Here is a 26,908-nt window from a genome sequence, read left to right as displayed (position 1 = left end):
GAAGGAAACCTCAGGTTGAAGTGCGCGGTATTTTACCGTCCACGGCGTCCCCGTCCGGGGATCAGTCCCCAAGGAAGGTCCGATAAACCAGCTCCAGGCCGTTGACCGAACCGCCCTTGACGTCCACGGACCATCGGCGGGACAACCGGTAGCTCAGGCGGCCCACGGTTTCGGAGCCCGCCAACGCCTGTTCCACGCTGAGCGTGACACCATCCGCGAAATTCTTGCTGGCCACCACGAACTGGGTCGCCAGCGTCTGGCTCACGTCCTGGTTGACATTGCCCGCCACGGTCTGGTTGGGTAGCAGGCTGTTGGTATTGCCCAGCGTGCCGTTGCGCACGGTGACATCGTCCACACCGAAACGCTTGTAGAACGGTTCGCCGTTGCCCAGCAAGGCCGTGCCCAGCGACACCAGCAGCGCCGTATCGTTGCCGCCGGCGTCCGGCGCGCGGCCCAGCACCAGCCACGACAGTTTTTCCTCGTCGCTGACGTCGGGATAGGAAATCAGGTCGATACGCGGCCGCTGCGCCGTGCCGCTGACGCGCACGCCCGCCTCGACCTGTTCGCCGGTACGCAGGGCCTCGATATCGAGCAGCGGGTTGTCCAGGGTGCCCTGGAAAGTGACGGTGCCGCGCCGCAATTGCAGGCGCTGGCCGTAGGCGTCGATACGGCCGGCGCGCGTGCGCAGCACGCCCGTGCCCATCAGCCGGTTGTCGACGTAGCGGATGCGTAGCGCGCCGCCCAGCGCGGCATCCAGGCCCATGCCGGTGAGGTAGAAGCGCGGCCCCAGGTCCACGTTCAGGTCCAGGTCGGTCTGCAGGGGCGTGGCGTGCCCGGCGTCGTCCACGCCGGGCCGGTGGACCACCACGTCGCCGTCCAGCGAGGGCACTTCGCTCAGGACTTCCAGGCTGGCCCAGCCCGCGTCGGCCTTCACGTCGCCCCGTATCGACATGCGCGGCAGGGCCGCGTCGATGTCGATGCGGCCCGACATCATGGCGAAGCGGTCCGCTCGCTGGACCACAGGGAACCGGTGCAGGACGATGCGCACCTGCCCGGCGGCGTCCATCAGCCCCCAGCTTCCACTGGCATCGATATAGCCGTTCTTGGCGTCCGGATCGCGCGTCACCCAATCGCGCGTGCGCGTCTCGGTGGGCAGCACGCGCAGCACCGCCGGAAAACGCAGCGAGTCGACGATCAGGCGGTCTCCCTGCAGGCGCGCCGACAGCGTCCCGTCCATCAGGCGCACGCCGTCGTCGATGCGCACATAGCGCAGGTGCTGGCCACGGACCGTGCCGCTCGCCGTCCAAGCGCCGCCCGGCGTGCCCTGGGCCTGCACACTGGCCTTCAGCGCGCCGCCAATGTCCGTATTGTCGCCGGTGAACAGTTCCACCCACTTCAGGTCCGCGACATCGGCATCCAGCGACACGCGCAGCGGCTGGTGCGGCGCCAGGCCAATCCCGCCGTCGGCCGTGGCGGCCAGCATCGCCGTGCCGCTGCCGCGCAGCGATCCCATGCTGGCCGTATCCACGCGCAAGGCGGCGTCCACGCGGCTGTTGCGCCCACCGGCCGAGGTCGCGTTCAGGTCCAGGACAAGATCCCGCAAGCCCAGCGGCATGGGTGGATCGCCGGGCACCAGCAGATCGCCGGAACGGCGCACCAACCTGGCCTTGCCCGTCAGCGCGCCGGCGTAGCGCAGGTCCCACGATACGTCCAGCGCAATGCGGCGCTGGCTCGCGGGCACCCTCGCATTGACGCGGGACGGCGCCGTCTGCCCCTGCCGCGCGGCGGCCTCCAGATCCAGCGCGCGGCGGATGCGGCGCACCATGGCGGGCGTCAGTACCAGGTTGTCCATGCGCCCGGCCGTTTCCCAGCGTCCCGAGCCGCCGCGCGAACCTGAATGGTCCAGCACGACGCGGTCGCCGCCGGGCAGGGCCAGTTCGACACGGGCCGGCCCGACCTGCCATTGCCACAGGGGCGCGTCGGCACGCGGCAGGTAGGCCACGGCACCGGGCCGCGACGACGCCAGCTCGAATCCCGCATTGGAGAAGGTCAGCCGGGAAACGGTGCCGCGCCATCCTGCCTGGCGCGAGGCGGCGTCCGTGCCGGTCCCTACGCCATAGCCACCGCTGATATCGACGGATGCCTGCATCGGCGCGCTGCCCAAGATGCCGGGACGCGAACGCGCCGGGGTATAGCCGCCGCGCAGCTCCAGCCGATGCCGGGCCGGCGTGCCGGTCAGCTTGCCCTGCAGCGTGGCGGCCCCTTCCAGGCCGGGCCAGAAGTCCGCGAGGCGAGGCGCGGCCGCATCCACCGTGATGGCGCCCGCGCCCGCATCGACGTTGCCGTGCGCGCGCACACGGTTGCCGCCTAGCCCCAGGTCCACCGCCAGGCCCTGCACGCGCACGTCGCCCAGGGCGGCGGTCCAGTCCGCGGACGGATCATCGTTGGCTGACGTCATGACACGGCCTCGCGCGCTGCCTTGCAGGGCCTGCCTGTTCCAGCGGCTGCCCGGGTCGACGACCAGCTCGATCCGGCCGTCGCGCAGGACGTAGCCGTCCGTCAGCAAGGTGTCGAAACTGCCGTGGGCGGTCAGCACCGCCGGCGGAATGGCGTTGCCCGACAGGCGGGCCAGATCCAGGCCCTTCGCCGCGAGGCTACCCTGCAGCCGGATGGCGCGCCGGGCATCGTCGCGGGAGACGGCCAGCGAGACGGCGGCGGACGTGCCATCGGGCAATTGCAGCGAGGCGTCGGCAACGCGCAGCGGCAGCGCATCCTGCGGCGCCAGGTCCGCTTTGGCCGACAGCACCGCGCCGGCCCCCTGCGCCGCGACGGTCGCCGACAGGGCGTCGAGCGACCCGCCCACCTGCAGGTCGGCCTGGAGCAGGCAGGGATCGGGGGCGGCGGCAGCGGAAGGGGCCGCCGCCTTCACGAACCTTCCCACGCACAGCGGCGAATCCGCGCCCTGGCCGCGGGCCGCGACGTGCAGCCGCGCGGCCAGCGGCCAGGGTGCGGCCAACTGCTTCAACTCGGCTTGCCCTTGAAGATCGGCATCGCCCCATGCATGCGCGACGTGCAAGGTGTCGATGCGCGCCCGCGCCCCATCCGCGCCCGCACGCAATGCCGCCTGCAGGCCGCTGAGTGCGACGGGCATCGGCTCGCCGTTGCGCCGCAGCGCAAGTTCTCCCACCACCAGCCGGTCCACCGCGATATCCAGCGGCAGGGATGGGGTTTGCCCCGCTTGGTCCGACGGCGCCGTTCCCTGTGCGATATCGTGTAGGTCCAGATCCAGGCTGTCGGCGGACAGTTCGCGCACGCGCAGCCGCCGCTGCAGCAATTCCATCCAGGCCACCCGCAGCGTCAGGTTGCGCGCGTCCAGCGACACGCCGGCGGCGTCGACGACCAGGTGGCCGACATGCAGGCCGCCCCAGACCGAGCCCGTAAGGTCTTCGGCCCGCCCGCCCAACTGGGGCATGGCAGTGCGCGCCAGCCATTGCGCGCCGGGTTGCGTGGCAGCCACCCAGCCCACCGCCGCGGCCAGAGCGCACAGGAACAGCAGCAGGGTCGGCACCCACCACACCACGACATTGCGCAGCAGCCGGGCCAGGATATTCAAAACGCGATCCCCAGCGAGAACGCCAGGCGCAATGAATGGTCGCGCTGCCCGTAGGCGACATCCAGGAACAGCGGTCCCGCCGGCGTGCGGACCCGCGCGCCCACGCCATAGCCGACCGCAATTTGCATATCGCCGAAGGACTGGGCGGCATCGCCGGCGTCCACGAAAAAGCCGATGCCCCAGCGCTCATCGAAATAGTGGTCGTATTCAACGCTGCCGACCAGCAAGGTGGGGGCGTCCACCACCGCATCGCCGCGGTCCACCCCGATACTCAGGTAGGGATAGCCGCGTATGCTGCGCGCGCCGCCCGTACGGAATCCAAAATCCGGCGGGACCCGCGTGTTGTCGGACCACACCTTGCCGATTTCGCCGCGCATCGTGAAAACGTCGCGCTGGCCCACGGGCCACCATCGCTGGGCGCGGGCACGGGCACGGCTGTAGGGCCTGCCGGTGTCCAGCGTGACGCCCAGGCCGCCGCCCAGCGCGACCAGACTGCCTTCGCGCGGATCGTATTTGTTGTCGACGTCGCGCCGCAGCCATTCGACGGTGCCGGTCAGGCTGGGCAGGTCGTAGCTGCTGGCGCCCTGGATCCTGACGCTGTCGTGCGCCGCCAGCAGGCCCCAGCGGGTTTCATAGTCCACCCGGCCCTCGCCATGGCGTTCCTGCAGGCGTGTGGCGCCCAGCGCGAAACGCGTGACCTCCTGGCCCTGGATGTCGGAATGTTCGGCCAACACGCCCACGCTGTCCTTGTTCCCGCGCCCGTCCGGCGGCAGGTAGAAATCGGTGTACACCCGCTGGCGCAGGCGGTTCACGCCAATACCGGACTCCATGGTGAGCGGCTGCCCGAAGACCACGTGCTGGCGATACAAGGCCTCCACGCCCACGCCCACGTCGCTGTCCACGCCCAGCGATGCGGAAAAACGCTTGGGCGGCGCCTCGACCACCCGCACCTGCACCGGCAGCGTGATCTCGCTGTTGCTGTCCACGCCGCGCGCCGGCTGTCCGCCGGCCGCCACGCCGGGGTCGCCCTGCGGCGTCGAGGTGGCGGGCGTCTGCGCGGGCGGCGTGTCGTGCGACCCATCGGGCCGAACCATGGAGACGAAAGCCCCCCGGAAGAAGGACGTGCTCTGCAAGACCTGCTGCCAGCTGTTCAGCTTGTCCTGGTCGTAGGCCTCGCCCGGCTTGTATCGCACATAGCGGCGCACCAGCGACGGCGGCACGCGATCCAGGCCCTCGATTTCGAGCGCGCCCATGCGCACCGCCGGACCGCTGTCAATCACGACCTTCAAGCGTACCTCGCCCTGGTCGGCCTGCACATCGGCGGACGATGCCGCGATGCGCGCCAACAGGAAGTCCTTGTCGCCCACGTCGTTCAGCAGCGCCGATTTGGCCTTGTTCCAGTCGTCGTTGACGAAGGGACGGCCGACGGGCAGCGACCAGTCCTTGCGCAGCGCCGCGACACGGCTGGCATACCCGGGCTGCGTGATGCGGCCCGTGAACGAGAGGTCGACGGCGACGATCCTGGCGCGCACGCCGGCGTCGATGGCGATGTCCCAAGTGCCGCCGCCCACGTCGCTGCCGGTATTCAGCGTGACGCGTGCCGCGAAATAGCCCTGGGTCGCCAGGGCGGCCAGGGCGGCATCGCGCGCGCGACGCCGCAGCCGGTCCGCTTCGCCGCCGTCCTGGTCGGAGGCCAGGCGCGCGATCACTTGCACGGCATCGTTGACCGCCTTTACCGACGCCGGGTCCACCGTGCCGGGATCGATGATGATTTCAGGCTTGGCGTACGCCGTCTGGACCAGCGCCAGCAGGACGCAGAGCAAAAGGCCCGCCAGCCACTGCATGCGTCAGGGTTGCTGGACAACGACGTTGGGGAATTTCCCGGCCATATCCCGAGGCAGCGCGGCGACGGCCACTGCGACGCGGCGCGCGATGTCGCGGTACAGCCCCGCCGCTTCGCTGCCGGGATCCGCCACCACCGTGGGGTTGCCCGCATCCGTCTGCTCGCGGATGTTCATGGTCAGCGGCAGGCCGCCCAGCCAGGCCACCCCGTATTGCTCGGCCATGCGCTTGCCGCCGCCTTCGCCGAAAATCGGTTCCGCATGTCCGCAGTGGCTGCAGATGTGCATGGACATGTTTTCCACCACCCCCAGGATGGGCACATCCACTTTCTCGAACATGCGCAGCCCCTTGCGCGCGTCCAGCAGCGCGATGTCCTGCGGCGTGGTGACGATGACGGCGCCCACCACCGGCACTTTCTGCGCCAGGGTCAGCGCGATATCGCCCGTGCCCGGCGGCATGTCGACGATCAGGTAGTCCAGCGCGCGCCAGTTCGTCTGGCGCAGCAGCTGTTCCAGCGCCTGCGTCACCATGGGCCCGCGCCATATCGCGGGGGAATCCGCATCGATCAGGAAGCCGATGGAGTTCGCCTGTAGACCATGGCCCTGCAGCGGCTCCATGGTTTTGTTGTCATGGCTGGCCGGACGCCCGGAAATGCCCAGCATGGTCGGCACGCTGGGGCCATAGATATCCGCGTCGAGCACGCCTACCTGCGCCCCTTCGGCGGCCAGCGCCAGGGCCAGGTTGACGGCGGTGGTGCTCTTGCCCACGCCGCCCTTGCCGGACGCCACCGCGATGATATTGGCGACGTTAGGCAGCGGCTTCAGGCCACGCTGCACGGCATGCGCGGCGATTTTCCATGTGACCGACACCTGGACGCCGGGCAGGCCCGCCGCGGCAAGCGCGTCGGTCACGGCTTGGCGCAGGGCCTGTTGCTGAGTACGCGCCGGATAGCCCAGCTCGACAGCGACCGAAACCGGATTCGCGTCCAGGTGGATGTCCCGGTCTTTCACATACTGGCCGATGCTGGCGCCGGTTTGCGGGTCCGTTACACCTTCCAGGACCGCCTTTATTTGTTGGATCGTCAAACTCATGTCACTATATTCCTACAGGCACCCCGGGTCTTGGCGCGGCTACCCCGGTTTACAGCCTGGCTTTTCAGCACCGTGCGGCCTTCATCGCTCCCATCATCAAGTTGCAAGGATAGCGGAATCCGCAGGAACTTTTCGCCGCTTTTCGCGTCATTTCTAGCATGGACAATGCCCTTACACGCTTCGTACGCGCCCTTGCTTTCACGGTGCTAGCCCTGGTCGGCGGCGTCATGGCCTTGATTTTCATGGTATCCACGGCGATCGCGGTGGGCATCCTGTACGTCATCGCCAAGGTGCGCGGCCGCCCCTTCGGGGTCAAGGCCTACTGGCACCAGCGCAGCGCCACCCCCGGCCCATTCCCGGGCGTACGCCCCGACGTCATCGACGTCGAAGTGCGCGAAGTCCGCTAGGCGCATCCCGCGCCGGCGTCCCCTGCTGCCGGTTCCCGGCGGTTGTTCACTCCCATCGCCTGCTTTTCCGACTGCCCCATGGCGGCGGCCCGGCCGCGCTCGCGCGATGCCCAGCCCAACTGGCTCTAAAATGCCGGGTCCGGTTTCCCACTCTGCCCTTCGGCCATGTCACGCACCCTGTTCGTCACCACTGCCCTGCCCTACGCCAACGGATCTTTCCACATCGGCCACATCATGGAATACATCCAGGCCGATATCTGGGTGAGGAGCATGCGCATGGCGGGCCACACCGTGCACTTCGTGGGCGCGGACGACGCGCACGGCGCGCCCATCATGCTCAAGGCGGAAAGCGAAGGCATCACGCCGCGCGAACTGGTGGCGCGCTATGCCGCCGAACGGCCGCGCTACCTGGACGGCTTCCACATCCGCTTCGATCACTGGCACTCCACGGATACGCCAGAAAATGTGGCGCTGTCGCAGGAAATCTATCGGGCGCTGAAGGCCCAGGGCCTGATCGAGACACGCACCATCGAGCAGTTCTACGATCCGGTCAAGGGCATGTTCCTCGCCGACCGCTATATCAAGGGCGAATGCCCGGTCTGCCATTCCAAGGACCAGTATGGCGACTCCTGCGAAGTGTGCGGCGCGGTCTACGCCCCCACCGAGCTGATCAACCCTTATTCCACGCTGACCAAGGCCACGCCTGTCCTGAAGAGCTCCGAGCATTTCTTCTTCAAGCTCTCGGACCCGCGCTGCGTGGCCTTCCTGCGCGAATGGACGGCCGGCACGAACGCATCCGGCGCGCGCCACCTGCAGCCCGAAGTGCTGGCCAAGACGCGGGAATGGCTGGGCGCCGACGACGCGCAAGCCAAGCTGGGCGACTGGGATATATCGCGGGAGGCGCCCTACTTCGGCATCGAAATCCCCGATGCGCCGGGCAAGTACTTCTATGTCTGGCTGGACGCGCCCGTCGGCTATCTGGCGTCGCTCAAGGCCTATTGCGACAAGCTGGGCCTGGACTTCGATGCCCTGCTGGATCCGGCCGGACCGACGGAGCAGGTGCATTTCATCGGCAAGGACATCATCTATTTCCACGCGCTGTTCTGGCCCGCCATGCTCAAGTTTGCCGGGCGTAAAACGCCCGACGCACTGAACGTGCATGGCTTCATCACGGTCAGCGGGGAAAAAATGTCCAAGAGCCGCGGCACCGGGATCTCGCCGCTGCGCTACCTGGACGTGGGCATGGATCCGGAGTGGCTGCGCTATTACATCGCCGCCAAGCTCAATGCCAAGGTCGAGGACGTCGACTTCACGGCCGAGGACTTCATCGCGCGGGTCAACAGCGACCTGATCGGCAAGTACGTCAACATCGCCAGCCGCGCGGCCAACTTCATCACCCGCCACTTCAATGGCGTCCTGGCCTACCAGGGCGACACGAAAGCGCTTTCCGCCGAACTAGCCGAGCAGGCCGAATCGGTGCGCGCCGCGCTGGAGGCGCGTGAGTACGGCCGCGCCATCCGCGACATCATGGCGTACGCCGACCGCATCAACCAGGCTTTCGACGCTGCCCAGCCCTGGGTCATGGCCAAGGGCATCGCCAACGGGGGCGAGGAACAGAAGGCGGCGCTGCAGGACATCTGCTCGCGCACGCTGGCCGGGTTCAAGGCCCTGTCTGTGATGCTGGCGCCGGTGCTGCCCGCCCTGGCCGACCGCGTGGCGCGCGAACTGTTCGGCCAGCCAGCCGCCTTCGTCTGGCAGGACGCCGCCATGCTGCCGTTGGGCATCGCGCCGTTCAAGCATCTGATGCAGCGCGTGGACCCGGCCATGCTGGACGCGCTGGTCGACGCGCCGGCCGCGGGCGGCGAACAGACAGCCGCGAAAGCCGCCGGCGGGGCGCAGAAGGCGGCAAAGCCGGCCAGCAGCGGCCAGGCCTCGGCGAAAGCCGCCGGCGCCGCGCCGGCATCGCCGGATGGTGCTGCCGGCGTGATGCCGGGCGGCGAAGCGATCGCCGATGCCATCACCATCGACGACTTCGCCAAGATCGACCTGCGGGTCGCGCGCATCGTCAATTGCGAGGAAGTCGAAGGCTCCAGCAAGCTGCTGCGCCTGACGCTGGACGTAGGCGAAGGCCGCCACCGCAACGTGTTCTCGGGCATCAAGTCCGCCTACAAGCCGCAGGACCTGATCGGCAAACTAACCGTCATGGTCGCCAACCTGGCGCCCCGCAAGATGAAGTTCGGCGTCTCCGAAGGCATGGTCCTGGCCGCCAGCCACGCCGACGAATCCGCCCACCCGGGCATCTACGTCCTGGAGCCCGGCACCGGTGCCCAACCCGGCATGCGAGTCAACTGAACCCGCAACGCTTCGTACGTAGGCTCCTCCACGCAAAAAACAGGTGCCCCCCGATCGGGGACGCCGCGGATCCGGCTCCGCCGGTCCGCTGGCGTCGCCCCCTTGAGGGGGAAGCGCGCAGCGCTTCGGGGGTGGGCCTACTCCCCCATATAGGCCTGGACGAAGCGGCTGACGATGCCGCTGGAATAGTGGCTGGCGATGTGCGTCAGGAAAGCGGCGAAATCCACCGGCGCGGCGGCGTCGGCGCGGTCGGAAACGGTGCGCAGCACGGCGCACGGGATTTCGTATTCGTGGCACACCTGCGCCACCGCCGCGCCTTCCATTTCCACGCATAGCGTTTCCGGCAAGGCCGCGAATACCGCGCCGGCCGTATTCGCATCGCCGACGAAGCGATCGCCACTGGCGACCAGCCCGCGGTGCAGCATGGGCGCGCCGATGGCGAAAAGATCGCGCGTGGCCGCGTCCACGTCGCGCGCCAGCGCCAGGGCCAGGTAATCCACCGCGCACTGCGCCAGCACGCTGTTCATGCGCGGTTCCGTGGCAAGGCGGCTGACGCCCAGCAGCGGGACTTCGTACTGGGGAAACAGCGGGCGCGCATCCAGGTCGTGATGCACCAAGGTTTCCGCGATCACGACATCGCCGACACGGACGCCGGGGGCAATGCCGCCGGCCAGGCCCGTGAACAATAGGGCGTGCACGCCGAATTCACGGATCAGTGTGACGGCGGTCGCGGCCGCCGCGACCTTGCCGATGCGGGCGAGCACGACCACGCAAGGCTGCCCGTACAGATCGCCGACGTAATAATCCCGCATGCCGATGCGCCGGCATGCGGCGCCCGGCCCCATGTGCGCCAGCAAGCCGGCAATTTCGTCATGCAGGGCCGCCATGATGCCCAGGGGTGCGCGCGACATGACGGGATCCTAGTTCGTGGCCAGCGGATATCCCGCTGCTTCGTGCGGCGGCGCCGCCATGACGGTCGCGGCGCCGCCCCCGGCCGGTACGTCCCCCGCCGGGGCCAGGTCCGCCCCCAGCCGTTCGCGCTCGTCGAACACGAAGCAGCTGCCCTTGAAGCCGGCGCCGCCCGTTTCCTCGAAATACTTCAAGATGCCGCCCTCCAGCTGATACACATCGCGCACGCCTTCCTGTGCCATGTACAACGCCGCTTTTTCGCAGCGTATGCCGCCGGTGCAGAAGCTGACCACCGTCTTGCCTTCCAGATCGGCGCGGTGCGCCCGCAGCGCCGCCGGGAATTGGGTGAAACGGTCCAGGCGCCAGTCCAGCGCGCCCTCGAACGTCCCGGCGTCGACTTCGAACGCGTTGCGGGTATCCAGCATGACGATGGGCCGGCCGCCATCGTCGCTGCCGCGCGCCAGCCAACGGGCCAGCGTCCGCGCGTCCACGCTGGGTGCACGGCCGGCTTGCGGGCGGATGGCGGGATGATCCATGCGGATGATTTCGCGCTTGATCTTGACCAGCAGTTTGCGAAACGGCACGCCGCCGGAATAGCTGTATTTCACGTCCAGGTCGGCGAAGCGGGCATCCGCGCGCAGCCATTCCAGGAAAGCGGCGATGCCCGGGCCTTCGCCCGACAGGAACAGGTTGATGCCTTCCGGCGCCAGCAGCACCGTACCCTTCAGGTCCTGGCCGGCCGCGCATTCCATGACGCGCGGCCGCAGGGCCTGCGCGTCGTCCAGTGTGACGAACTTATAGGCGGCGATATTGACGATCGTGCTCATGGAAACGCTCAATGCCCCATGTCGGCGCGCGCGAAATCCAGGACGTCGCCATTGTCCAGCGACAGCGACAGGCGGCGTGGATTGCCGGCGTTGTCGACCGACGTGCCGCGGATGCGCGTGAGCGAGGCGAGGAAATCCTGTTCCAGCTGATTCAGCTCCGGGCGTTGGCAGGCCATGCGCGTCGCCACCGGCGCGGCCGTCACGATCAAGTCGCCGTTCGCCACGGTATAGGTGCTGCTGTAGGTGTTGCAGCCCGCATATCCCGCCACGCGCAGCTGCATGCCTTCGTGCACGAAGCTGATCGTGATGGGGCGCTCGCGGCCGTCGTTACGCGGAATGGGGCGCAAGGTCCCGCCCGGGCGGGACCAGCGTGCCAGGACCCAATTGGTCTGGGCCAGGAAATCCGACGCATAGGCCGGCTGGTACCGGGCCTGGGCCAGGTCGGGCTGCAAGGGGCGGGCGCAAGCCGACAGCGCCGCAACCGCGGCGAACACGCAGGCAAGGCGGCGCGTGCGGGAAAAAAACATGAAAGAACTCCAGGATCAACGCACCGGGATATCCTGGTCGCGCAGGAACGTCAGGACATCGCCGTTGCTCACATTGAACGTCATCTGATGCGGCGCCCCGCCGCTGTCCAGCGTGAACGTGACGATATGGGCCAGGGCCGAAAGGTAATCCCGCTCGGCGTCGCGCAGCTTCGGCGTGGCGCACTGCATCGTGCGGCTGGACGGCAGGGTAATGATCAGTTTGCCGCCTTGCAAGCGGTAGGTGCCCGCGAATTCATTGCAGCCGGAAAAGCCGGATACCCGGTAGTCCCGATTCCGCGCCATGAAGGCAATGCTCAGCGGCGGATAGATCTGGCCCAGCTGCAGGGGATAATCCGCGCCGCCCGGCGACTGCCAGCGGGCCAGCCGCCAATGCGTCTGCGCCAGCGAATCCGATGTGGTCGCGGCCTGCGCCGCGCCCGGCCCCTGTGCCTGGGCCTGGCCCGTCGTGGTCGAGCATCCCCCGAGTATGGCCGCGGCGGCCGCCAGCACTGCGCAACGGGACAGGGAAAGAAGCGGCATCGGGAGATCTCCTGGGGTCAGGCCGAACGAGGCAAAGCCTCTATTGTAGGCAGGCACGCCACGGGGACAGACCGAGGGTGCTTCATTGCGTAACGGCCGCCGCCGAGCGCCGCAACCCGGTTTCGGCCGAGCGCAGCCGCTCGCGCAGCAGCCGCGCGAAGGTGGTGGCCGCGACGGTCCGGTGATGCCGCTTGGACCACAGCAGCGCCGTCACGCGGATGGGCACCGGTTCATAAACGGGGATCACGGCCACGCGGCCGGACGGGTCGATAGTGCTCTCGGGCAACAGGGTCACCACCTGGGAGGACGCCGCCAGGTCCATCATCAGGCTCAGCGCGTTCGTTTCGCAGACGATGTTGGGCACCAGCCCGCGCTGGTCGAAGTACTGGTCCACCAGCCCGCGCGTGTAGTAATCGCGCGTCATCAGCACCAGCGGTTCGCGGGCCAGGTCCGCCAACCGCACGCGCTTGCGGGCCGCGAGCCGGTGGCCGCTTCCCACGACCAGCATCAGCCGTTCGGTGAACAGCGACTCCACCGCCGTTTCCTCCAGGCGTGCCGGCACGAAGGCGATGCCCAGGTGCAGGTCCCCGGTGGCCAGCTGCTCCTCGATCATGGGCGCCATCATCTCCTTGACCGTCAGGCGGACGTCCGGATAGGCCCGCATGAACTCGGCAACGACCGGGGGCAGCAGCTTGCGGGTGAAGGATTGGCTGGCGCCGATATTCAGATGGCCGCGGCGCAAGGCGTCGAGCTCCTCCAGCGCCGCGCAACCGGCCGCCAGTTCGTCCAGCGTGCGCTTGGCATAGGCATGGAAGACCTGCCCCACCTGGGTGAGCCGGACGTGCTTGCCGGAGCGGTCGAACAGCGCCTTGCCCAGGTGGGTTTCCAGTTCCGCCAGTTGATGGGACAGCGTGGACTGCGTCACGAACAGCTTTTCCGCCGCTTTTGAAAAATGCAGCGTGTCGGCGATCGCAAGGAAATACTCCAGCTGGCGCAGCTTGATCCCGGATTTATTGGTCATGACTGGAACGGCCCCCATGGCGCCCTGTCCGGCGGACAGGGCGTAAGCGTAACGAATTATGGCGGCTTTCGATGCGATAAATAGAAAATCGCCATTGGACAGGGGGCGAGGGCGTCCCTAGAGTGACGCCCGCGAGGTCGACAACGTATACCAACATCGAGGAGAAGGCTGTGAAGGCATGGAACAAATGTCGGGCGGCAGTGAAAGTTGCCGCAACGCTCTGCCTGGCGGCAGGGGTCGCGCAACAGGCGCGGGCCGCGTATCCCGAACGCCCCATCACCATGATCATCCCGCTGGCGGCGGCCAGCGCCGTGGACAATGTGGCGCGCCTGGTGGCCCAGGAGATGGGCAAGATCCTGAACCAGTCCGTCATCGTGGAAAACCTGCCCGGCGCGGCCGGCGCCATCGGCGCCAACCGGGTGGCGACCGCCAACCCCGACGGCTACACCATCGGCGCGTTCAACGACAGCATCCTCACCATGGTGCCCAACCTGTCCAAGACGCCGTGGAATCCCCTGAAGGACTTCGCGCCGGTCTCGCTGGTCACCACCTTCGAATGGAGCCTGATCGCCACGCCGGGACTGTACAAGAACGCGGCTGACCTGATCGCTGCCGCCAAGGCCGCGCCCGGCCGCATCGAATACGCATCCGGCGGCATCGGCAGCCCGCAGCACATCGCCATGGCACTGTTCGCCTCCAAGAACAAGCTGGACATGGTGCACGTGCCCTATCGCGGCGCGACCCCGGCCGCGATGGGCGTGGCCAGCGGCGAGGCGAAAGTGGCCTTCCAGGCCCTGGCGACGTCCAAGAGCCTGATCGACAGCAAGCGCGTGGACCTGCTGGGCATCTCGTCGGAAAAGCGCATGGCCGAACTGCCCAACGTGCCGACGATTTCCGAATCCGGCTCGCCAGGCTTCGTGTTTTCTTCCTGGTTCGTGATCGTCGCCCCGGCCAAGACGCCGCCGGCGGTGGTCGAGAAACTGAACGCCACGATCAAGCAGGTGCTGGCCAAGCCCGAAGTGCTGGCCAAGCTGGCGGCGCAGGGCGCCAACCCGATAGGGTCGTCGCCCGAAGAGCTCGGCAAGCGTACCGCGGAAGGCTATGCCGTGTACGGAAAACTGATCCGGGACAACAACATCCAGGCGGAGTAACGGCACGCCTGTGTCAAGAAGGTATTCATGATTCACTCCATCAACCCATTCGACGAATCCACGCTCGCCACCTTCGAGGAGCATGACGAGGCCGCCATCGAGGCCACGCTGGCGCGCGCCCAGGCCGCGCAGCGCGACTGGCGCCGCACCAGCCTGGCCCAGCGCCAGGACGTGCTGCGCCGGCTGGCCGCCGCCCTGCGGGCCGGCAAGGCCGAATACGCGGCGCTGATCACGGCGGAAATGGGCAAGCCCATTACCGAGGCCATGGCCGAAGTCGAGAAGTGCGCCATCAATTGCGACTTCTACGCCAACGAAGCGGAACGCCTGCTGGCCCCCGAAGTCGTCGCCAGCAACGCCACCCACAGCAAAGTGGTGTTCGACCCGCTGGGCACCGTGCTGGCCGTCATGCCGTGGAACTATCCCTTCTGGCAGGTCATGCGTTTCGCCGCGCCCGCCTTGCTGGCCGGCAATACGGCCGTGCTCAAGCACGCCAACAACGTGCCGCAGTGCGCCGTCGCGCTGGCCAAGGTGTTCGAGCGCGCCGATGCCCCCGCGGGCTTGTTCTCCACGCTGCTGGTCAATTCCTCGCGGGTGCAGCGCCTGATCGGCGACGACCGCATCGCCGCCGTTACTTTCACCGGCTCGACGCCGGTCGGCCGCACGATCGCGGCGCAAGCCGGCGCGGCACTGAAAAAACAGGTGCTGGAACTGGGCGGATCGGACCCCTTCGTGGTTCTGGCCGATGCGGACATCGACCTGGCCGCGCAGACCGCGGTCAAGGCGCGCTTCCACAACGCCGGACAGAGCTGCATTTCCGCCAAGCGCTTCATCGTCGAGGCCCAGGTGGCCGACGCCTTCGTCGACGCCTTCATCGCGCATGCACGCGAGCTCATGGTGGGCGACCCGCGCGATGCCGCCGTCGACGTCGGCCCCATGGCGCGCGATAACCTGCGGACCGACCTGCACCAGCAGGTGCGCGCGTCGGTGGACGCGGGCGCCCGCCTGCTGCTGGGCGGCGCGCCGCGCGAGGGCAAGGGCTATTTCTTCGAACCCACCGTGCTGGACCGCGTCACCCCCGACATGGCCGCCGGCCGCGACGAAACCTTCGGCCCGGCCGCGGCCATCCTTCGCTGCAAGGACGCCGCCGATGCGGTCCGCATCGCCAACGGCACCGTGTTCGGCCTGGGCGCCGCGCTGTGGACGGGCGACCTGGACCGTGCGGATACCCTGGCGCGTGAACTCGAGGCCGGGGCGGTATTCATCAACGGTACCGTGGCATCGGATCCGCGCCTGCCCTTCGGCGGCATCAAGCAGTCCGGCTACGGGCGCGAATTGAGCAGCTACGGCCTGAAGGAATTCACCAATATCAAATCGGTCTGGACCGGTCCCGCGCGCTGAACGCAGCGGCAGACCAGGTTGTTCACGGGAGTCCACAGCATGACCACATCCAATACCACCCAGAAAGGCGGCCCGAAGCCGGGCATTTACCGCCCGTCGGAATTGACGGCCTACGAGCGCGGCGGCGGCGCCCGCACCATCCCGCTGGTGACCGCCGGCGACGGCGCCACCGCCTTCATCAATGGCATCACGGAATTCGCGCCCGGCACGAAGATCCCCTTCCACAGCCACAACTGCGAGGAAAGCGTGATGCTGCTGGAAGGCGACGCGATGCTCGACATCAACGGCGAGGAGCACCGCCTCCAGCCCATGGACACGACGTGGATACCGCCCAATGTGTCGCACCGCTTTCGTAACATGTCGGACACGCAGCCGATGAAGATCCTGTGGATCTACGCGTCCGTCAACGCGACGCGCACGCTGACGGAAACCGGCGTGACCAATCCGGTGGCGCTGGAACACATCAAACGCTGAACGCCCGGCGTATCAGCAAGGAGCGACGATGTTTCTCGAAATTGCGCAGATCGATATCCAGGACGGCACCCACGCGGCCTTCGAAGCCGGCGTGGCCAAGGCCAAGCCGCTGTTCCTGCGGGCCAAGGGCTGCCATGGCGTATCGTTGCAGCGTTCGGTGGAATCGCCCAACCGCTATCGGCTGTTCGTCGAATGGGCCACGCTGGAAAACCACACGGTGGACTTCCGCGGCTCGGAAGACTTCGCCAAGTGGCGCGAGCTGGTCAGCCCGTATTTCGCTGCCCCGCCGGCTGTGGAACATACCCGGCTGGTCGACCTGGGCTGATGCGGCGGGGCGGGCGACGGCGCTTGGCGCGCGGACGCCGCCCCCACCGGAACGCCATGGCTACGCGCCATGGCGTTTTTCCTTGGTGCGCGACCGCCCGCGGCAGCGGCTGATTGCGCCTCATCCGCCGCCAAGCGGGCGATTACGTTTGGCGACGAGCGGCCTAACGTTTTGTTTCTGACGATAAGCTTAAATATTCATCATCGGGTGCTACCATCCCTGGCGATGTGGTAAGGCGTCGGCTTATCCGCGCTTGCCCGCTTCGTCCACGGTCATGGAATGCTCCCAGTGCGCGACGCCTCTTCCACGCAGCCTCCCGCTTCGCCGTGCGCACGCCCCGCGTCGGCGCGCCCTTCCCCGCTGTTATCGACCCTGGACGTGATGGCGTTGGTGGTGGGCATCGTCATCGGTGCGGGCATCTTCAGCGCCCCGGCCCTGATCGCGGCCAATGCCGCCAGCCTGGACCACATCCTGATCGCCTGGGCGGCGGGGGGCCTGATTTCCCTGGCCGGCGCCATGTGCTACGCCGAACTCGCCACCTCGTACCCGGACGCCGGGGGCGACTACCACTATCTACGCCGGGCCTTCGGCGAGAAAACGGGCTTCCTGTTCGCCTGGGCGCGGCTGACGATCATCCCCGCCGGCTCCATCGCGCTGCTGGGCTATGTCTTCGGCGACTACGCCAGCCAGATCCTGCGGCTGGGCGCGCACTCCGCGGCCATCTATGCGGCGCTGACCGTGGTGGCGCTCACGTTAGTCAATATCGTCGGCCTGCGCGCCGGCAAATGGACGCAGAACTGCCTGACGGTGCTGGAAGTGGCGGGCGTGCTGTTCATCATCGGCGCCGGACTGATGCTGGGCGGGGAATCGACGGGCGGCGCCGTCACGCCGTCCACCCTGCCCACGGCTACCAACTGGGGACTCGTGCTCATCTTCGTGATGCTGACCTACGGCGGCTGGAATGAAGCCGCCTACGTGTCCGCGGAAGTCGTGGGGCCGGGCCGCAATCTGCCGCGCGCACTGTTCTGGAGCCTGGCGCTGGTCACGGCGGTGTATCTGCTGGTCAACCTGGCCTATGCCAAGGTGCTGGGCCTGGCGGGCATGGCCGCCTCCAACGCCGTCGCGGCCGACGCCCTGCGCGCCGTGCTCGGGGAAAACGGCGCGCTTATCATCAGCGCGCTAGTCGCCATATCGGCGCTGACGTCCGCCAATGCCACCGTACTGACAGGTGCCCGTACCACCTATGCCTTCGGCCGCGACGAAACCATGTTCCGCATGTTGGGCCGCTGGGACACGCGCCACCATACGCCCACCAACGCCTTGATCGTGCAGGGCCTGATCGCGCTGGCGCTGGTGGGCCTGGGCGCCGCCACGCGCAGCGGCTTCGCCACCATGGTGGAGTACACCGCGCCGGTGTTCTGGCTGTTCTTCGTGCTGACCGGCATCGCGCTATTCGTCCTGCGCCACCGCGAACCGGCGCGCGCCCGCCCCTTCCGCGTCCCGCTCTATCCGTTCACGCCGCTGCTTTTCTGCGGCACCAGTGCCTACCTGCTCTATGCCAGCGTCGTGCACACGGGCGTGGGCGCACTCGCCGGCCTGGGCGTGCTGACGTTGGGCGCGTTGGTGCTGCTGTGCCGCGGTCGCCCGGCGACGGCCGCCGCCGATTAGGGCCTGTTAACACGCGAAAGAGCCTCGCGGGAGTACGCAATCAGGTGGATGGCTAGGCGCGAGGCGCAGCCGTGGTCGTGCCACGGCGAACATTCACAACGCCGCCGGGATCCCGGCCTTGTTTCGTCACATACATCAGGAGCTGCACCATGCGCATATTTCGGCATTCATGGATATTGGCCCTTGCGGGCGCCTTGCTCTCGATCGCCGCGACGGGGGTGCGGGCGCAATCCGCCGACACCGCCGCCAAGCCTCGCACGCCCGACGTGATTTTCGTGCCCACGCCCGAACCGGTGGTCGACGCCATGCTGCAAGTCGCCAAGGTGGGGCCCAACGACGTGCTCTATGACCTGGGCTCCGGCGACGGCCGCATCCCCATCACCGCCGCCAAGCGATTCGGCACCCGCGGCGTAGGCGTCGATATCGACCCGGTACGCATCCAGGAAGCGCGGGCGAACGCCAAAAAAGAAGGAGTTGTCGACAAGGTGCAATTCGTCCAGGGCGATCTGTTCCAACAGGATCTGTCGCAAGCCACGGTCATCAGCCTGTACCTGCTGCCGTCGCTGAACCTCAAGCTGCGGCCCACCCTGCTCAAGCTCAAGCCAGGGACGCGCATCGTGTCCCATGCCTTCGACATGGGGGATTGGACGCCCGACCAAACGCTGAACGTCGACGGCCGCATGGTCTACTTCTGGACCGTTCCCGGGCATTGAGGCGCATGGCCTTGCCGGCCCCATCGCCGCGGGGTGCCCGCACGGCCGCGTCCGGGTGCCCTCTCCGTTTGCCGCCGCAGGCGCCCCTGCCTGACGCTACGGCGACCACCGCATGCAGTACTCCAGCGCGTTTTCGCCCACCACGGCGAAGCCGCAACGCTCATACAGGCGCCGCGCCGGGTTGCCCTTCAATACCTCCAGGGTGATGGCGCAACCGGCCTGTGCCGCCTGCGCCTGCAGCGCGCGCACCAGATGTCCGCCCAAGCCCTGCCCCTGGCGGCCGGGCACGATCTGCACTTGCACAAGCGTCCATTCGGGACCGTCGCGCGCGACCTTGAAAAGGCCGACCAGCGCCGCGCCCTCGTACACCAGCAGCGCATCCTGTAGCCGATAGTTCACCCGCGCCAGATTGGCGTCGCGATCGCGCGGTGCGCCCGCGCGTTCCAGATGGGGGGTCATGGTCTGCTGCCGCAAGGCGAGCAGGGTGGGAATGTCCGCCTCGGTGGCGGGGCGAAACGACAATTCAGGGGCAGCTTCCATTCGACGATTCTGCGGCATTTCGAACCGTTTATCAAAACGCTTCAACCGAAACCTAAAGCAATGGGCGAGGCGGGATCCTTAGGATGAGTGCATGCCCGACCGCGACCACCGCCGGCACTGGCGAGATGCAACGCGCGGGCCCAACCGCCACATCCACGGGATGCGGCTGTCAGAATATGGGAGCGCTCTCCATGTCCGATTTCGTCGATACACCGTTCGCCGATCTACGCATTCCCTGCTCGCATGATGGCAGGACAGTCCTCGCAGCCATCGCACCGCTATGCGAATCCATGAAGCTGGACACCTGGGCGGAACTGCGCCGGCTAGACACCGACCCCGACCTGCGCGACCAGGTCAAGACCGTGCCGGACCGGCGGCGCGCGGCGGAAACCCATACATTGCCCATCGGCGCATTGACGTTGTGGCTGGACCGCCTGGCCGAGACGCACGCGGACACCCAGCTGCGCCACCGCCTGGCCATCCTGCAGCTGGAGGGATTCCCCAGCCTGCTCGACCACTGGACGATGCGGTCGGAAGCCACCACGCAGGCCATCGACGGGGCGGCGATCAAGCGCCAGTTCCGGCGGTTGCAGACGCAAATGTCTTCCTTGTCGGAAGCGCTGAAGACCTGCGCGACGCCCATCGAACAGGAAATCCTGCGCGCGCAGCTCAGTGAGCTGTGCCAGTTTCCCATCGTCCCGCGCACCACGGCCTCGCCGGTGCTGGAGCGTTTCTGGGATACCGTCTTCGGGCGCATGATGAACGGCGCGGAGCTGAATCACGCGCGGCGTTCGGATCGCTTCCTGGCGCTGAACTTCCGCCACCTGGCGCGCGAACTGGCCGGCGCCCCGGCACCCATCGAGCTCACGCCGGAACTGCGCAGTGAACTCAAGAAGAGCCGGCATCCGTATTTCCTGGGTGTGCGGGTGGTCAACAGCCGCATCGCGCGCAAGAGCCTGCGGTGCTGGGTATTCAACCTGCATTGACCGGGCGGCGCGCTTCGCCGCCCCTGCGGGCATGCCGGCAGACAGCGCGCGCGCCGCCTTGTCCTGCTATGCGGACAAGCCCTGGGCCTGCAAGGCCCGCTGCACCGCCGGCCGTTCGTTCATGCGCCGATGATGGGCGGCGACGCCAGGAAAGCGCGCGACATCGATGTCCATCCGTGCCAGCCAGCGGGTCATCACGTAAAGATACGGATCCGCCACCGTGTACTGTTCGCCCATCGCCCACGCGGTGCCGAGCTTGCGGGTTTCGATCATCTGGAACAGATCGGAATAGTTCGCGGGCGCCTTGGCCGCCATGCTGGCCTGGCATCCGGCATCGTCCGACCAGCGGGCGCCGCGCGTGTGGTGGGCATAGGCGACATGCACGCTGGACGACAGGAAGGCATTGAAGGACATCATGCGCGCCATGTCGAAGGCATCGGCCGGCGCCAGGGCCGCTTGCGGATACGCGGCGGCGATATAGCCGAGGATGGCGATCACCTCCGTCAGCACCCCGCGCGGCGTCTCCAGTACCGGCACGCGGCCCAAGGGGTTGATCTTCAGGTACTCCGGCGAACGCTGCTCCTGCCGGTCGAAATGCACGCGGTGCGCCTCGTATTCGGCACCCGCTTCTTCCAGCGCGATATGGACGGCCAGCGCGCAGGAACCAGGCGAATAATGGAATTTCATGGGACGACTGCTCACGGTAAGGCCGGCGGCATGCCCGCCGTACCGCGCGGGGATCATCGAAAGATCGCGGATTGCCCTGTCCGAACCATGCGCCGTCGCGGGGGCCGTTGCATGTTAATCCCAATTACTGGCAAGGCGCCGGATGCCGCCGGTCGCGCGTGCCGGCCTTCAATATCTGGCTGGGCACGTCGTGGCCGATCAGCGCCGGCAGGGTCTGGGCGGCGGCCAGTATTCCGGCCAGGTCCACGCCCGTGTCGTAGCCGTCCAGCTGCAGCATGTGCACCAGTTCTTCCGTGCAGGCGTTGCCGCTGGCGCCCGGCGCGTACGGGCAGCCGCCGATGCCGCCCAGCGAGGCATCGAAGCGGTCCACGCCCGCCCGCAGGGCCGCCATGGTATTGGCCAGCGCCATGCCGCGCGTATTGTGGAAATGCAGCGTGAGCTCCAGCTGCGGGAACAGGGACTTCGCGCGGCGCGATATCGCTTCGACCTGGCTGGGATAGGCCATTCCGGTGGTGTCGCACAGGGTGATGCCGTTGACGCCGCGCTGCGCGAAGCGGTCCATCAGCTCGAAGACTTCATACGGGTCGATATCGCCTTCCATCGGGCAGCCGAACACCGTCGACAGCGATACATTGATGGCGACGTGGCTGCCCCGCACGGCATCGATGACATCGGACAGCTGCGCGAAGGACTCGTCGCGCGACATGCGCAGGTTCGACCGGTTGTGGGTTTCGCTGACCGACATCACCAGGTTGACCTCGTCGACCTTGCAGGACAGCGCCCGTTCCGCCCCGCGTACATTGGGCACCAGGGCCGTGTAGACCACGCCGGGATGCCGCGTGATTTCGTGCATGACGATCTCGGCGTCGCGCAGCCCGGGTATCGCCTTGGGCGAGGTGAACGAAGTGGCCTCGATCTTGGCATAGCCGCAGGCCGACAAGGCGTCGATGAAACGGATCTTGTCCTCGGTTTCGACGAACTGGCTTTCGTTCTGGAAACCGTCGCGGGGCGCGACTTCCTGGATATGGAGCCGGCCGTTCGTCGGATTGCCGTTCGGTGTACTGGTCATGATCGTGTCCTTTTCCGGAAACGGCAGTCTAGCAATCGGGCACACCGCCGCGGAATGAACGATTCATGATGGCGCCATCGCGCCTGACGATGGCCACCGGCACCTGGCCGTCGCCAGTGGCGACGACGGGATGGCCGGACGTATACTGCGCCGCATGCACCTGGATCCCACCTCCCTGCGGCTGTTCATCAGCGTGATCGAGGAAAAAACGATCGCCGCCGCCGCCGAGCGCGAGCACATCGCGGCCGCGGCGGTCAGCAAGCGCATGAGCGAGCTGGAAGACCAGCTGCGCACCCAGTTGCTCGTCCGTACGAACAAGGGGATACAGCCCACCAACGCCGGCATGGCCCTGGCGGCCATGGCGCGGCGGGCGCTGCGGGAGCTGGACGACATCGCCGTGTCCATGCGCGAATACGCCAGCGGCGCGCGCGGCTTTATCCGCGTTTTCGCGAATATTTCCGCGCTGACGCAGTTCCTGCCGGGTGACATCCGCGCCTTCGCGGCGGCCTATCCCAACATCCAGCTCCAGCTGGAAGAGAAAATCTCTCCGGTCATCCTGAAAGCCGTGCACGAGAACGCCGCCGACGTGGGCATTTTCTCCGGCATGCCACCGGGCCGGGAGGTCGAGGTCCTGCCCTACCGCCGCGACACGCTGGCGCTGATCGCGCCGGCGCATCACCCGCTGCTGGCGAAGCAGGATTTCAGCTTTGCCGACGCGCTGGCCTACGATTTCGTCGGCCTGCATACCGGCAGCGCCATCAACCACATCGTCGCCAATGCGGCGGACCGGCTCGAACAGTCCTTGCGGGTCAAGGTGCAGGTCACGGGCTTCGACACCCTGTGCTTCATGGTGAACGCCGGCCTGGGCCTGGGGGTGCTGCCCGTGGATATCGCCACGCTCTATGCGCGCATTTTCGATATCGGCATCCTGCGCATCGACGCACCCTGGGCGCACCGCGAACTGCAGATATGCGTGCGGTCCTTCCAGGCCCTGCCCACGGCCGCCAAGCTATTCGTCAACCATTTGACCGGGAAAGGCCAGGCCGCCGAGGAATGAGAGCGCCGGTGGCGCCGACGAGAAGAATCTTCATGGGATGTATGCCTGTCGTAAGGAGTGACGCCAGTGTATGGGCCGTCCGGAGCGGATAGAGGGGACCGCATGGCAGGTAGGGGGGCGACGCCGAAACTTTTGGTTAGCAACGGCAAAGCGGCCCGTCCTCAGTCCTGGGCCGACACCGGCCGGGACCAGTAGCCCGGCTGCGCGTAGATCGCCCGCAGCGCCGAAATGAAGAACCGCACCTTGGCCGGCACATACCGTTGCGGCGCATAGACCGCCAGGATGTCCTGCCCGGGCCGCGCATATTCGTCCAGCACCGACATCAGTTGGCCCGATTCCAGGTACGGCTGCACCTCCCAGGTGGAGCGCCGTGCCAGCCCCAATCCATCCAGTGCCCAATGCGTCAGCAGCTCGCCATCGTTGCAACCGACATTGCCGGCCACCCGCACGGTCACCGTCCGTCCGCCCACCTCGAAGCCCCAGTCGTTGCCGTGATGCGAGGGCGAACTGAACACCAGGCAGTTGTGCCGCATCAGGTCCTCCGGACGCCGCGGCACCCCGTGGCGCTCGAAATAGCCCGGCGACCCGCAGATCACGCGACGGTTCTTCGCCAGCTTCACCGCGACGAAGTTCGGGTCGACGCCGTCCTGCCCGATGCGTATGCCCACGTCGTAGCGTTCCCGAACCAGGTCGATCGGACTGGTGGTCAGGTTGAACGTGATGTGCACGCCCGGATGCTGCGCCACGAAGGCGCGCGCATGCGGCGCGACGTGGCGGCGCCCGAAGGCGGCCGGCGCGTAGACGCTCAATTGCCCGGTCGCCTTGTTGCGGCCCTCGGAGACCATTCTTTCGGCGTACTCCATTTCGTCCAGGATCTTGTGGCAGCTGTCCAGGAACAAGGCGCCCTGCTCCGTCAACGTCAGGTGCCGCGTGGTGCGGTGCACCAGCCTCACGCCCAGTCGCGTTTCCAGGGCGTCAATGCGGCGCCCCAGCATGGCTGGCGTTACGCCCTGGTCCAGCGCCGCCTTGGCCAGGCTGCCCTTTTCGATGGCGGCAACCAGTGCCTCGATTTCCTTGATCTTGTTCATCGCCTTGCGGACTCCATACCCACGGTATCGAAAGCCGCGACGTTTTGGTGCGTTCCCAAGCGCGGCATGCCTACTTAGGATACCCAGCAGGAGACAACGATAACGGCCGGAGAAAACGAAATGGCCTGGACATCCCTGCGGGCAGTATCGCTTGCCGCCATGGCGAGCGCCCTCATTCCGATTGCCCCATCCGCGTTCGCGCAGCCCACCGAGGTGGTGCGCTTCCTGCAGAACGAAACCGATCCACCCAGCATCGCGTTCTACAACAAGGCGATCGCCGAGTTCGAAAAACAGAACCCGGGCATCAAGATCGAAATGGAATCGGTCAGCACCGATGCCCGGCTGCAGAAGGTGACCGCCGCGCTGCGCGCGCACACCATGCCCGAGGTCTTCAAGCTGCTTTCGGAGGAACGCGTCGAGTTCGCGCGCAAAGGCTATCTCGCTCCGCTGGACAGCCTGGTATCGGACATCGGCGAGAAGGACTTCGTCGCAGGATCGCTGTCCCGGATCGACGGACACTACTACGACGTACCGTATGCGCTGAACAACTTCAGCGTGCTTTGGTACCGCGACGATCTGCTGAAGGCGGCCGGGCTGCAGGTCCCGAAGAACTGGGACGAGCTGAAGGCGGCCGCGAAGGCGCTGAACAAGGATGGCGTCAACGGCTTTATCCTGCCCGCGGGGCAGAACCGCATGACCAGCCTGTACCTGGCCATGCTGATGTGGTCGGCCGGGGGCACCTTCTTCGACAAGGACCTGAACGTCAGCTTCGACAACCCGGGCACGATCAAGGCGCTGGCGTTCATGAAGGACATGGCGCAGTACGCGCCCAAGGGGCTGGTCTCGTACTCGTACAGCGACATGATCAATGTCTACCTGACGGGCAAGATCGGCCTGGACATCTATGCCCCGCGCCTGATCGCCAACGCCCAGCAGTCCGTGCCCAAGCTGGCGCAAGAGACGGGCGCGGCCCTGATGCCCGTGGGCCCGGCCGGCGTCGGGGTCAAGTTCCTGAGCACCAACAGCTACGCCATCGCCAGCCCCAAGACCGGCGCGAAACACACCGAAGCCGCGATGAAGTTCCTGAAGTTCATCGTCAGCGGGGACCGCGCGCGCGATTTCGCGCTCACCGCCTACCCGCACATGATTCCCCCGATCAAAAGCGCGCAGGAAGCCGTGCTTGCCGCCGGGAAGAGCGCGCTGGACGGCAGGGTCGACGTCGCGCGCACCGCCTTCGACGTCTCGAATTCGCTGGATTTCGACCAGGAGGCGGGCGCCACCTTCAGCGGCGGTAAGGTGGTCATGTCCGGCGTACACAACCCCTATATCGGTCCCATCATCGCGCGCGGGATTCCGGCGCAGGTGGTCCAGCACGTGGTGGCCGGCGGCGAAGACCCCGCCAAGGCGGCCGCCTGGGGCGCCGCGCAGATGAATGCGCTGGTGCGCGACCTGAAGGACCGCTAGGGCCGGCCCACCCGGCATACATGGAAGGGGACACGCATGGCCAGTCTGGAACTGCGCGGCATACACAAGTACTTCCAGCAGCAGCATTCCGTCGACGACGTCAGCCTGAAGGTCGATGACGGCGAACTGTTGATCCTGCTGGGCCCGTCCGGCTGCGGCAAATCGACCTTGATGCGCATCATCTCGGGACTGGAAACGCCCACCGAAGGCGAGGTGCTGATCGACGGGCATGCCGTTACGCGCCTGCGGCCCAAGGACCGCAACGTCGCGATGGTGTTCCAGAACTACGCCTTGTATCCGCACCTGACGCTCTACGAAAACATCGCATTCCCGCTGCGGGTGCGCGGCACGCGCAACATGGACATCGACGGCAAGGTGCGCTGGGCCGCCAGGATGGTCGGCATCGAGCACCTGCTGCAGCGCAAGCCGCGCCACACCTCGGGCGGCGAGCGCCAGCGCACCGCGCTGGCGCGGTCGCTGGTGCGCGATCCGGACGTTTTCCTGCTGGACGAGCCCCTGTCCAACCTGGATGCCAAGATGCGGCATACGGCGCGCGAGGACTTGCGCGAATTCCAGCATCGCGTGAAGGGCACCTGGCTCTACGTTACGCACGACCAGACCGAAGCCATGGGCATGGGCGACCGCGTCGCCGTGCTGAACGAAGGCCGCGTGCGCCAGATCGGCACGCCGCAAGACATCTATCTGCATCCCGCGGACACCTTCGTGGCCACCTTCGTCGGCATGCCGCCGATGAACCTGATCGAGACCGGCGGCGACGTGATCGGCTTCCGTCCGGAACACTACATGCCGCGCGCCTTCTTCCGTGACGAAGGCGAGCTGGTCGACATTCCCCTGCGCTTGCGGCGCATCGAGTACCTGGGCGGGGAACGCCTGTTCCATGGCGAAACCGAAGGCGGCTATCCCGCCGCCCGCGTGATCGCGCGCATTCCCGCAACGGTGCCGTACACACAGGAAGTCGGCGAACTCGCGCCCTTCGCCGTCCGCGCCGCCGACCTGTCGCTGTTCGACCCGCAAACCCGCCTGGCACGCCCGCGCGGCGGCGCCGCCCGGGTGGTACCGCTGCGGCAGAGGCTGGCATGAGCGCCGCCGCGCGGCCGCCCGGAGGCAGCGCTCCCTCCCACGGGGAGGATGTCGCGCA

The 26,908-nt window shown here is 67.2% G+C and carries 24 protein-coding genes; 12 read left to right on the top strand and 12 right to left on the bottom strand.

Going from position 1 to position 26,908, the window contains the following annotated elements; all coding sequences use genetic code 11:
* Nucleotides 1-61: 61 nt before the first annotated feature.
* From AKI39_RS02210 to apbC, 3 genes are read right to left on the bottom strand one after another with little or no spacing between them, the layout of a single operon-like run.
* Nucleotides 62-3,613: a translocation/assembly module TamB domain-containing protein gene (locus AKI39_RS02210; RefSeq protein ID WP_066632025.1), complete on the bottom strand. Its 3,552-nt coding sequence runs from the start codon at nucleotides 3,611-3,613 to the stop codon at nucleotides 62-64.
* Entirely contained in the window at nucleotides 3,610-5,457 is a 1,848-nt protein-coding gene (locus AKI39_RS02205) for an autotransporter assembly complex protein TamA (protein ID WP_066632022.1), read from the bottom strand. Before AKI39_RS02205 ends, AKI39_RS02210 begins: the two co-directional genes overlap by 4 nt.
* Nucleotides 5,458-5,460: 3 nt before the next feature.
* Nucleotides 5,461-6,546 (bottom strand): iron-sulfur cluster carrier protein ApbC, encoded by a 1,086-nt coding sequence (gene apbC, locus AKI39_RS02200; RefSeq protein ID WP_066632018.1) that lies wholly within the window; start codon nucleotides 6,544-6,546, stop codon nucleotides 5,461-5,463.
* Nucleotides 6,547-6,704: 158 nt separating this feature from the next.
* On the opposite strand from apbC, the gene AKI39_RS02195 reads away from it, so the two are divergent.
* The gene (locus tag AKI39_RS02195; protein WP_066632016.1) at nucleotides 6,705-6,953 is read left to right on the top strand and encodes a hypothetical protein; all 249 of its coding nucleotides are present in this window, start codon (nucleotides 6,705-6,707) and stop codon (nucleotides 6,951-6,953) included.
* A 165-nt stretch (nucleotides 6,954-7,118) separates the two neighbouring features.
* Nucleotides 7,119-9,305, top strand: coding sequence for a methionine--tRNA ligase (gene metG / locus AKI39_RS02190; protein ID WP_066632014.1), 2,187 nt, complete (start codon nucleotides 7,119-7,121; stop codon nucleotides 9,303-9,305).
* Between the two features lie 137 nt (nucleotides 9,306-9,442).
* Here the strand turns inward: metG and AKI39_RS02185 are convergent, their stop codons facing one another.
* The 5 genes from AKI39_RS02185 to AKI39_RS02165 all read right to left on the bottom strand — a co-directional run bounded on the left by AKI39_RS02185 (nucleotide 9,443) and on the right by AKI39_RS02165 (nucleotide 13,147).
* The gene (locus AKI39_RS02185; protein WP_066632012.1) at nucleotides 9,443-10,216 is read right to left on the bottom strand and encodes a 5'-methylthioadenosine/adenosylhomocysteine nucleosidase; all 774 of its coding nucleotides are present in this window, start codon (nucleotides 10,214-10,216) and stop codon (nucleotides 9,443-9,445) included.
* Between the two features lie 9 nt (nucleotides 10,217-10,225).
* Entirely contained in the window at nucleotides 10,226-11,041 is an 816-nt protein-coding gene (locus AKI39_RS02180) for a sulfurtransferase (protein WP_076879649.1), read from the bottom strand.
* 8 nt (nucleotides 11,042-11,049) lie between these two features.
* Complete coding sequence (locus AKI39_RS02175; RefSeq protein WP_066632010.1) at nucleotides 11,050-11,568, bottom strand: META domain-containing protein; 519 nt, start codon at nucleotides 11,566-11,568, stop codon at nucleotides 11,050-11,052.
* Nucleotides 11,569-11,583: 15 nt separating this feature from the next.
* The gene (locus tag AKI39_RS02170) at nucleotides 11,584-12,108 is read right to left on the bottom strand and encodes an META domain-containing protein (RefSeq protein ID WP_066632008.1); all 525 of its coding nucleotides are present in this window, start codon (nucleotides 12,106-12,108) and stop codon (nucleotides 11,584-11,586) included.
* Nucleotides 12,109-12,190: 82 nt separating this feature from the next.
* Nucleotides 12,191-13,147 carry a LysR substrate-binding domain-containing protein gene (locus AKI39_RS02165; RefSeq protein ID WP_083228579.1) on the bottom strand — a complete coding sequence of 319 codons (957 nt, stop codon included), beginning with the start codon at nucleotides 13,145-13,147 and terminating at the stop codon, nucleotides 12,191-12,193.
* A gap of 182 nt (nucleotides 13,148-13,329) precedes the next feature.
* Here AKI39_RS02165 and AKI39_RS02160 point away from each other — a divergent pair, with 182 nt between their 5' ends.
* The 6 genes from AKI39_RS02160 (at nucleotide 13,330) to AKI39_RS02135 (ending at nucleotide 18,858) form a co-directional block, all read left to right on the top strand.
* Nucleotides 13,330-14,280, top strand: coding sequence for a Bug family tripartite tricarboxylate transporter substrate binding protein (locus AKI39_RS02160; protein WP_145925172.1), 951 nt, complete (start codon nucleotides 13,330-13,332; stop codon nucleotides 14,278-14,280).
* Nucleotides 14,281-14,307: 27 nt separating this feature from the next.
* Nucleotides 14,308-15,678: an NAD-dependent succinate-semialdehyde dehydrogenase gene (locus AKI39_RS02155; protein WP_066632000.1), complete on the top strand. Its 1,371-nt coding sequence runs from the start codon at nucleotides 14,308-14,310 to the stop codon at nucleotides 15,676-15,678.
* 39 nt (nucleotides 15,679-15,717) lie between these two features.
* Nucleotides 15,718-16,152, top strand: a complete 435-nt coding sequence (locus tag AKI39_RS02150; RefSeq protein ID WP_066631999.1) for a cupin domain-containing protein — start codon at nucleotides 15,718-15,720, stop codon at nucleotides 16,150-16,152.
* A 28-nt stretch (nucleotides 16,153-16,180) separates the two neighbouring features.
* The gene (locus AKI39_RS02145; protein WP_066631998.1) at nucleotides 16,181-16,477 is read left to right on the top strand and encodes an antibiotic biosynthesis monooxygenase family protein; all 297 of its coding nucleotides are present in this window, start codon (nucleotides 16,181-16,183) and stop codon (nucleotides 16,475-16,477) included.
* A gap of 288 nt (nucleotides 16,478-16,765) precedes the next feature.
* The gene (locus AKI39_RS02140; protein ID WP_066631996.1) at nucleotides 16,766-18,145 is read left to right on the top strand and encodes an APC family permease; all 1,380 of its coding nucleotides are present in this window, start codon (nucleotides 16,766-16,768) and stop codon (nucleotides 18,143-18,145) included.
* Between the two features lie 149 nt (nucleotides 18,146-18,294).
* Nucleotides 18,295-18,858 (top strand): SAM-dependent methyltransferase, encoded by a 564-nt coding sequence (locus tag AKI39_RS02135; protein ID WP_066631993.1) that lies wholly within the window; start codon nucleotides 18,295-18,297, stop codon nucleotides 18,856-18,858.
* A gap of 96 nt (nucleotides 18,859-18,954) precedes the next feature.
* Here the strand turns inward: AKI39_RS02135 and AKI39_RS02130 are convergent, their stop codons facing one another.
* Nucleotides 18,955-19,398, bottom strand: coding sequence for a GNAT family N-acetyltransferase (locus AKI39_RS02130; protein ID WP_066631991.1), 444 nt, complete (start codon nucleotides 19,396-19,398; stop codon nucleotides 18,955-18,957).
* Nucleotides 19,399-19,589: 191 nt separating this feature from the next.
* On the opposite strand from AKI39_RS02130, the gene AKI39_RS02125 reads away from it, so the two are divergent.
* Nucleotides 19,590-20,384 (top strand): hypothetical protein, encoded by a 795-nt coding sequence (locus tag AKI39_RS02125; protein WP_076879648.1) that lies wholly within the window; start codon nucleotides 19,590-19,592, stop codon nucleotides 20,382-20,384.
* Nucleotides 20,385-20,450: 66 nt separating this feature from the next.
* Here AKI39_RS02125 and AKI39_RS02120 read toward each other — a convergent pair whose 3' ends face one another.
* Together AKI39_RS02120 and AKI39_RS02115 are read right to left on the bottom strand one after the other, a co-directional pair.
* Entirely contained in the window at nucleotides 20,451-21,071 is a 621-nt protein-coding gene (locus tag AKI39_RS02120; protein ID WP_066631988.1) for a glutathione S-transferase family protein, read from the bottom strand.
* 124 nt (nucleotides 21,072-21,195) lie between these two features.
* Complete coding sequence (locus AKI39_RS02115) at nucleotides 21,196-22,140, bottom strand: hydroxymethylglutaryl-CoA lyase (protein ID WP_066631984.1); 945 nt, start codon at nucleotides 22,138-22,140, stop codon at nucleotides 21,196-21,198.
* Between the two features lie 154 nt (nucleotides 22,141-22,294).
* Between AKI39_RS02115 and AKI39_RS02110 the strand changes: the two genes are divergently transcribed.
* On the top strand, nucleotides 22,295-23,197 hold the full coding sequence (locus AKI39_RS02110) for a LysR family transcriptional regulator (protein ID WP_066631982.1): 903 nt from the start codon (nucleotides 22,295-22,297) through the stop codon (nucleotides 23,195-23,197).
* A gap of 161 nt (nucleotides 23,198-23,358) precedes the next feature.
* On the opposite strand, the gene AKI39_RS02105 is transcribed toward AKI39_RS02110, so the two are convergent.
* Nucleotides 23,359-24,285: a LysR family transcriptional regulator gene (locus tag AKI39_RS02105; protein ID WP_066631980.1), complete on the bottom strand. Its 927-nt coding sequence runs from the start codon at nucleotides 24,283-24,285 to the stop codon at nucleotides 23,359-23,361.
* 120 nt (nucleotides 24,286-24,405) lie between these two features.
* Here AKI39_RS02105 and AKI39_RS02100 point away from each other — a divergent pair, with 120 nt between their 5' ends.
* Together AKI39_RS02100 and AKI39_RS02095 are read left to right on the top strand one after the other, a co-directional pair.
* On the top strand, nucleotides 24,406-25,749 hold the full coding sequence (locus tag AKI39_RS02100) for an ABC transporter substrate-binding protein (protein ID WP_066631978.1): 1,344 nt from the start codon (nucleotides 24,406-24,408) through the stop codon (nucleotides 25,747-25,749).
* Nucleotides 25,750-25,785: 36 nt separating this feature from the next.
* Nucleotides 25,786-26,850 (top strand): ABC transporter ATP-binding protein, encoded by a 1,065-nt coding sequence (locus tag AKI39_RS02095; RefSeq protein WP_066631976.1) that lies wholly within the window; start codon nucleotides 25,786-25,788, stop codon nucleotides 26,848-26,850.
* The last annotated feature ends 58 nt before the right edge of the window (nucleotides 26,851-26,908 follow it).

The sequence above is a fragment of the Bordetella sp. H567 genome (genome assembly GCF_001704295.1).
Classification (GTDB): Bacteria; Pseudomonadota; Gammaproteobacteria; order Burkholderiales; family Burkholderiaceae_B; genus Bordetella_C.
The sequence above is the reverse complement of the archived record's forward strand: the minus strand, read 5'-3'. Positions and strand labels throughout refer to the sequence as shown.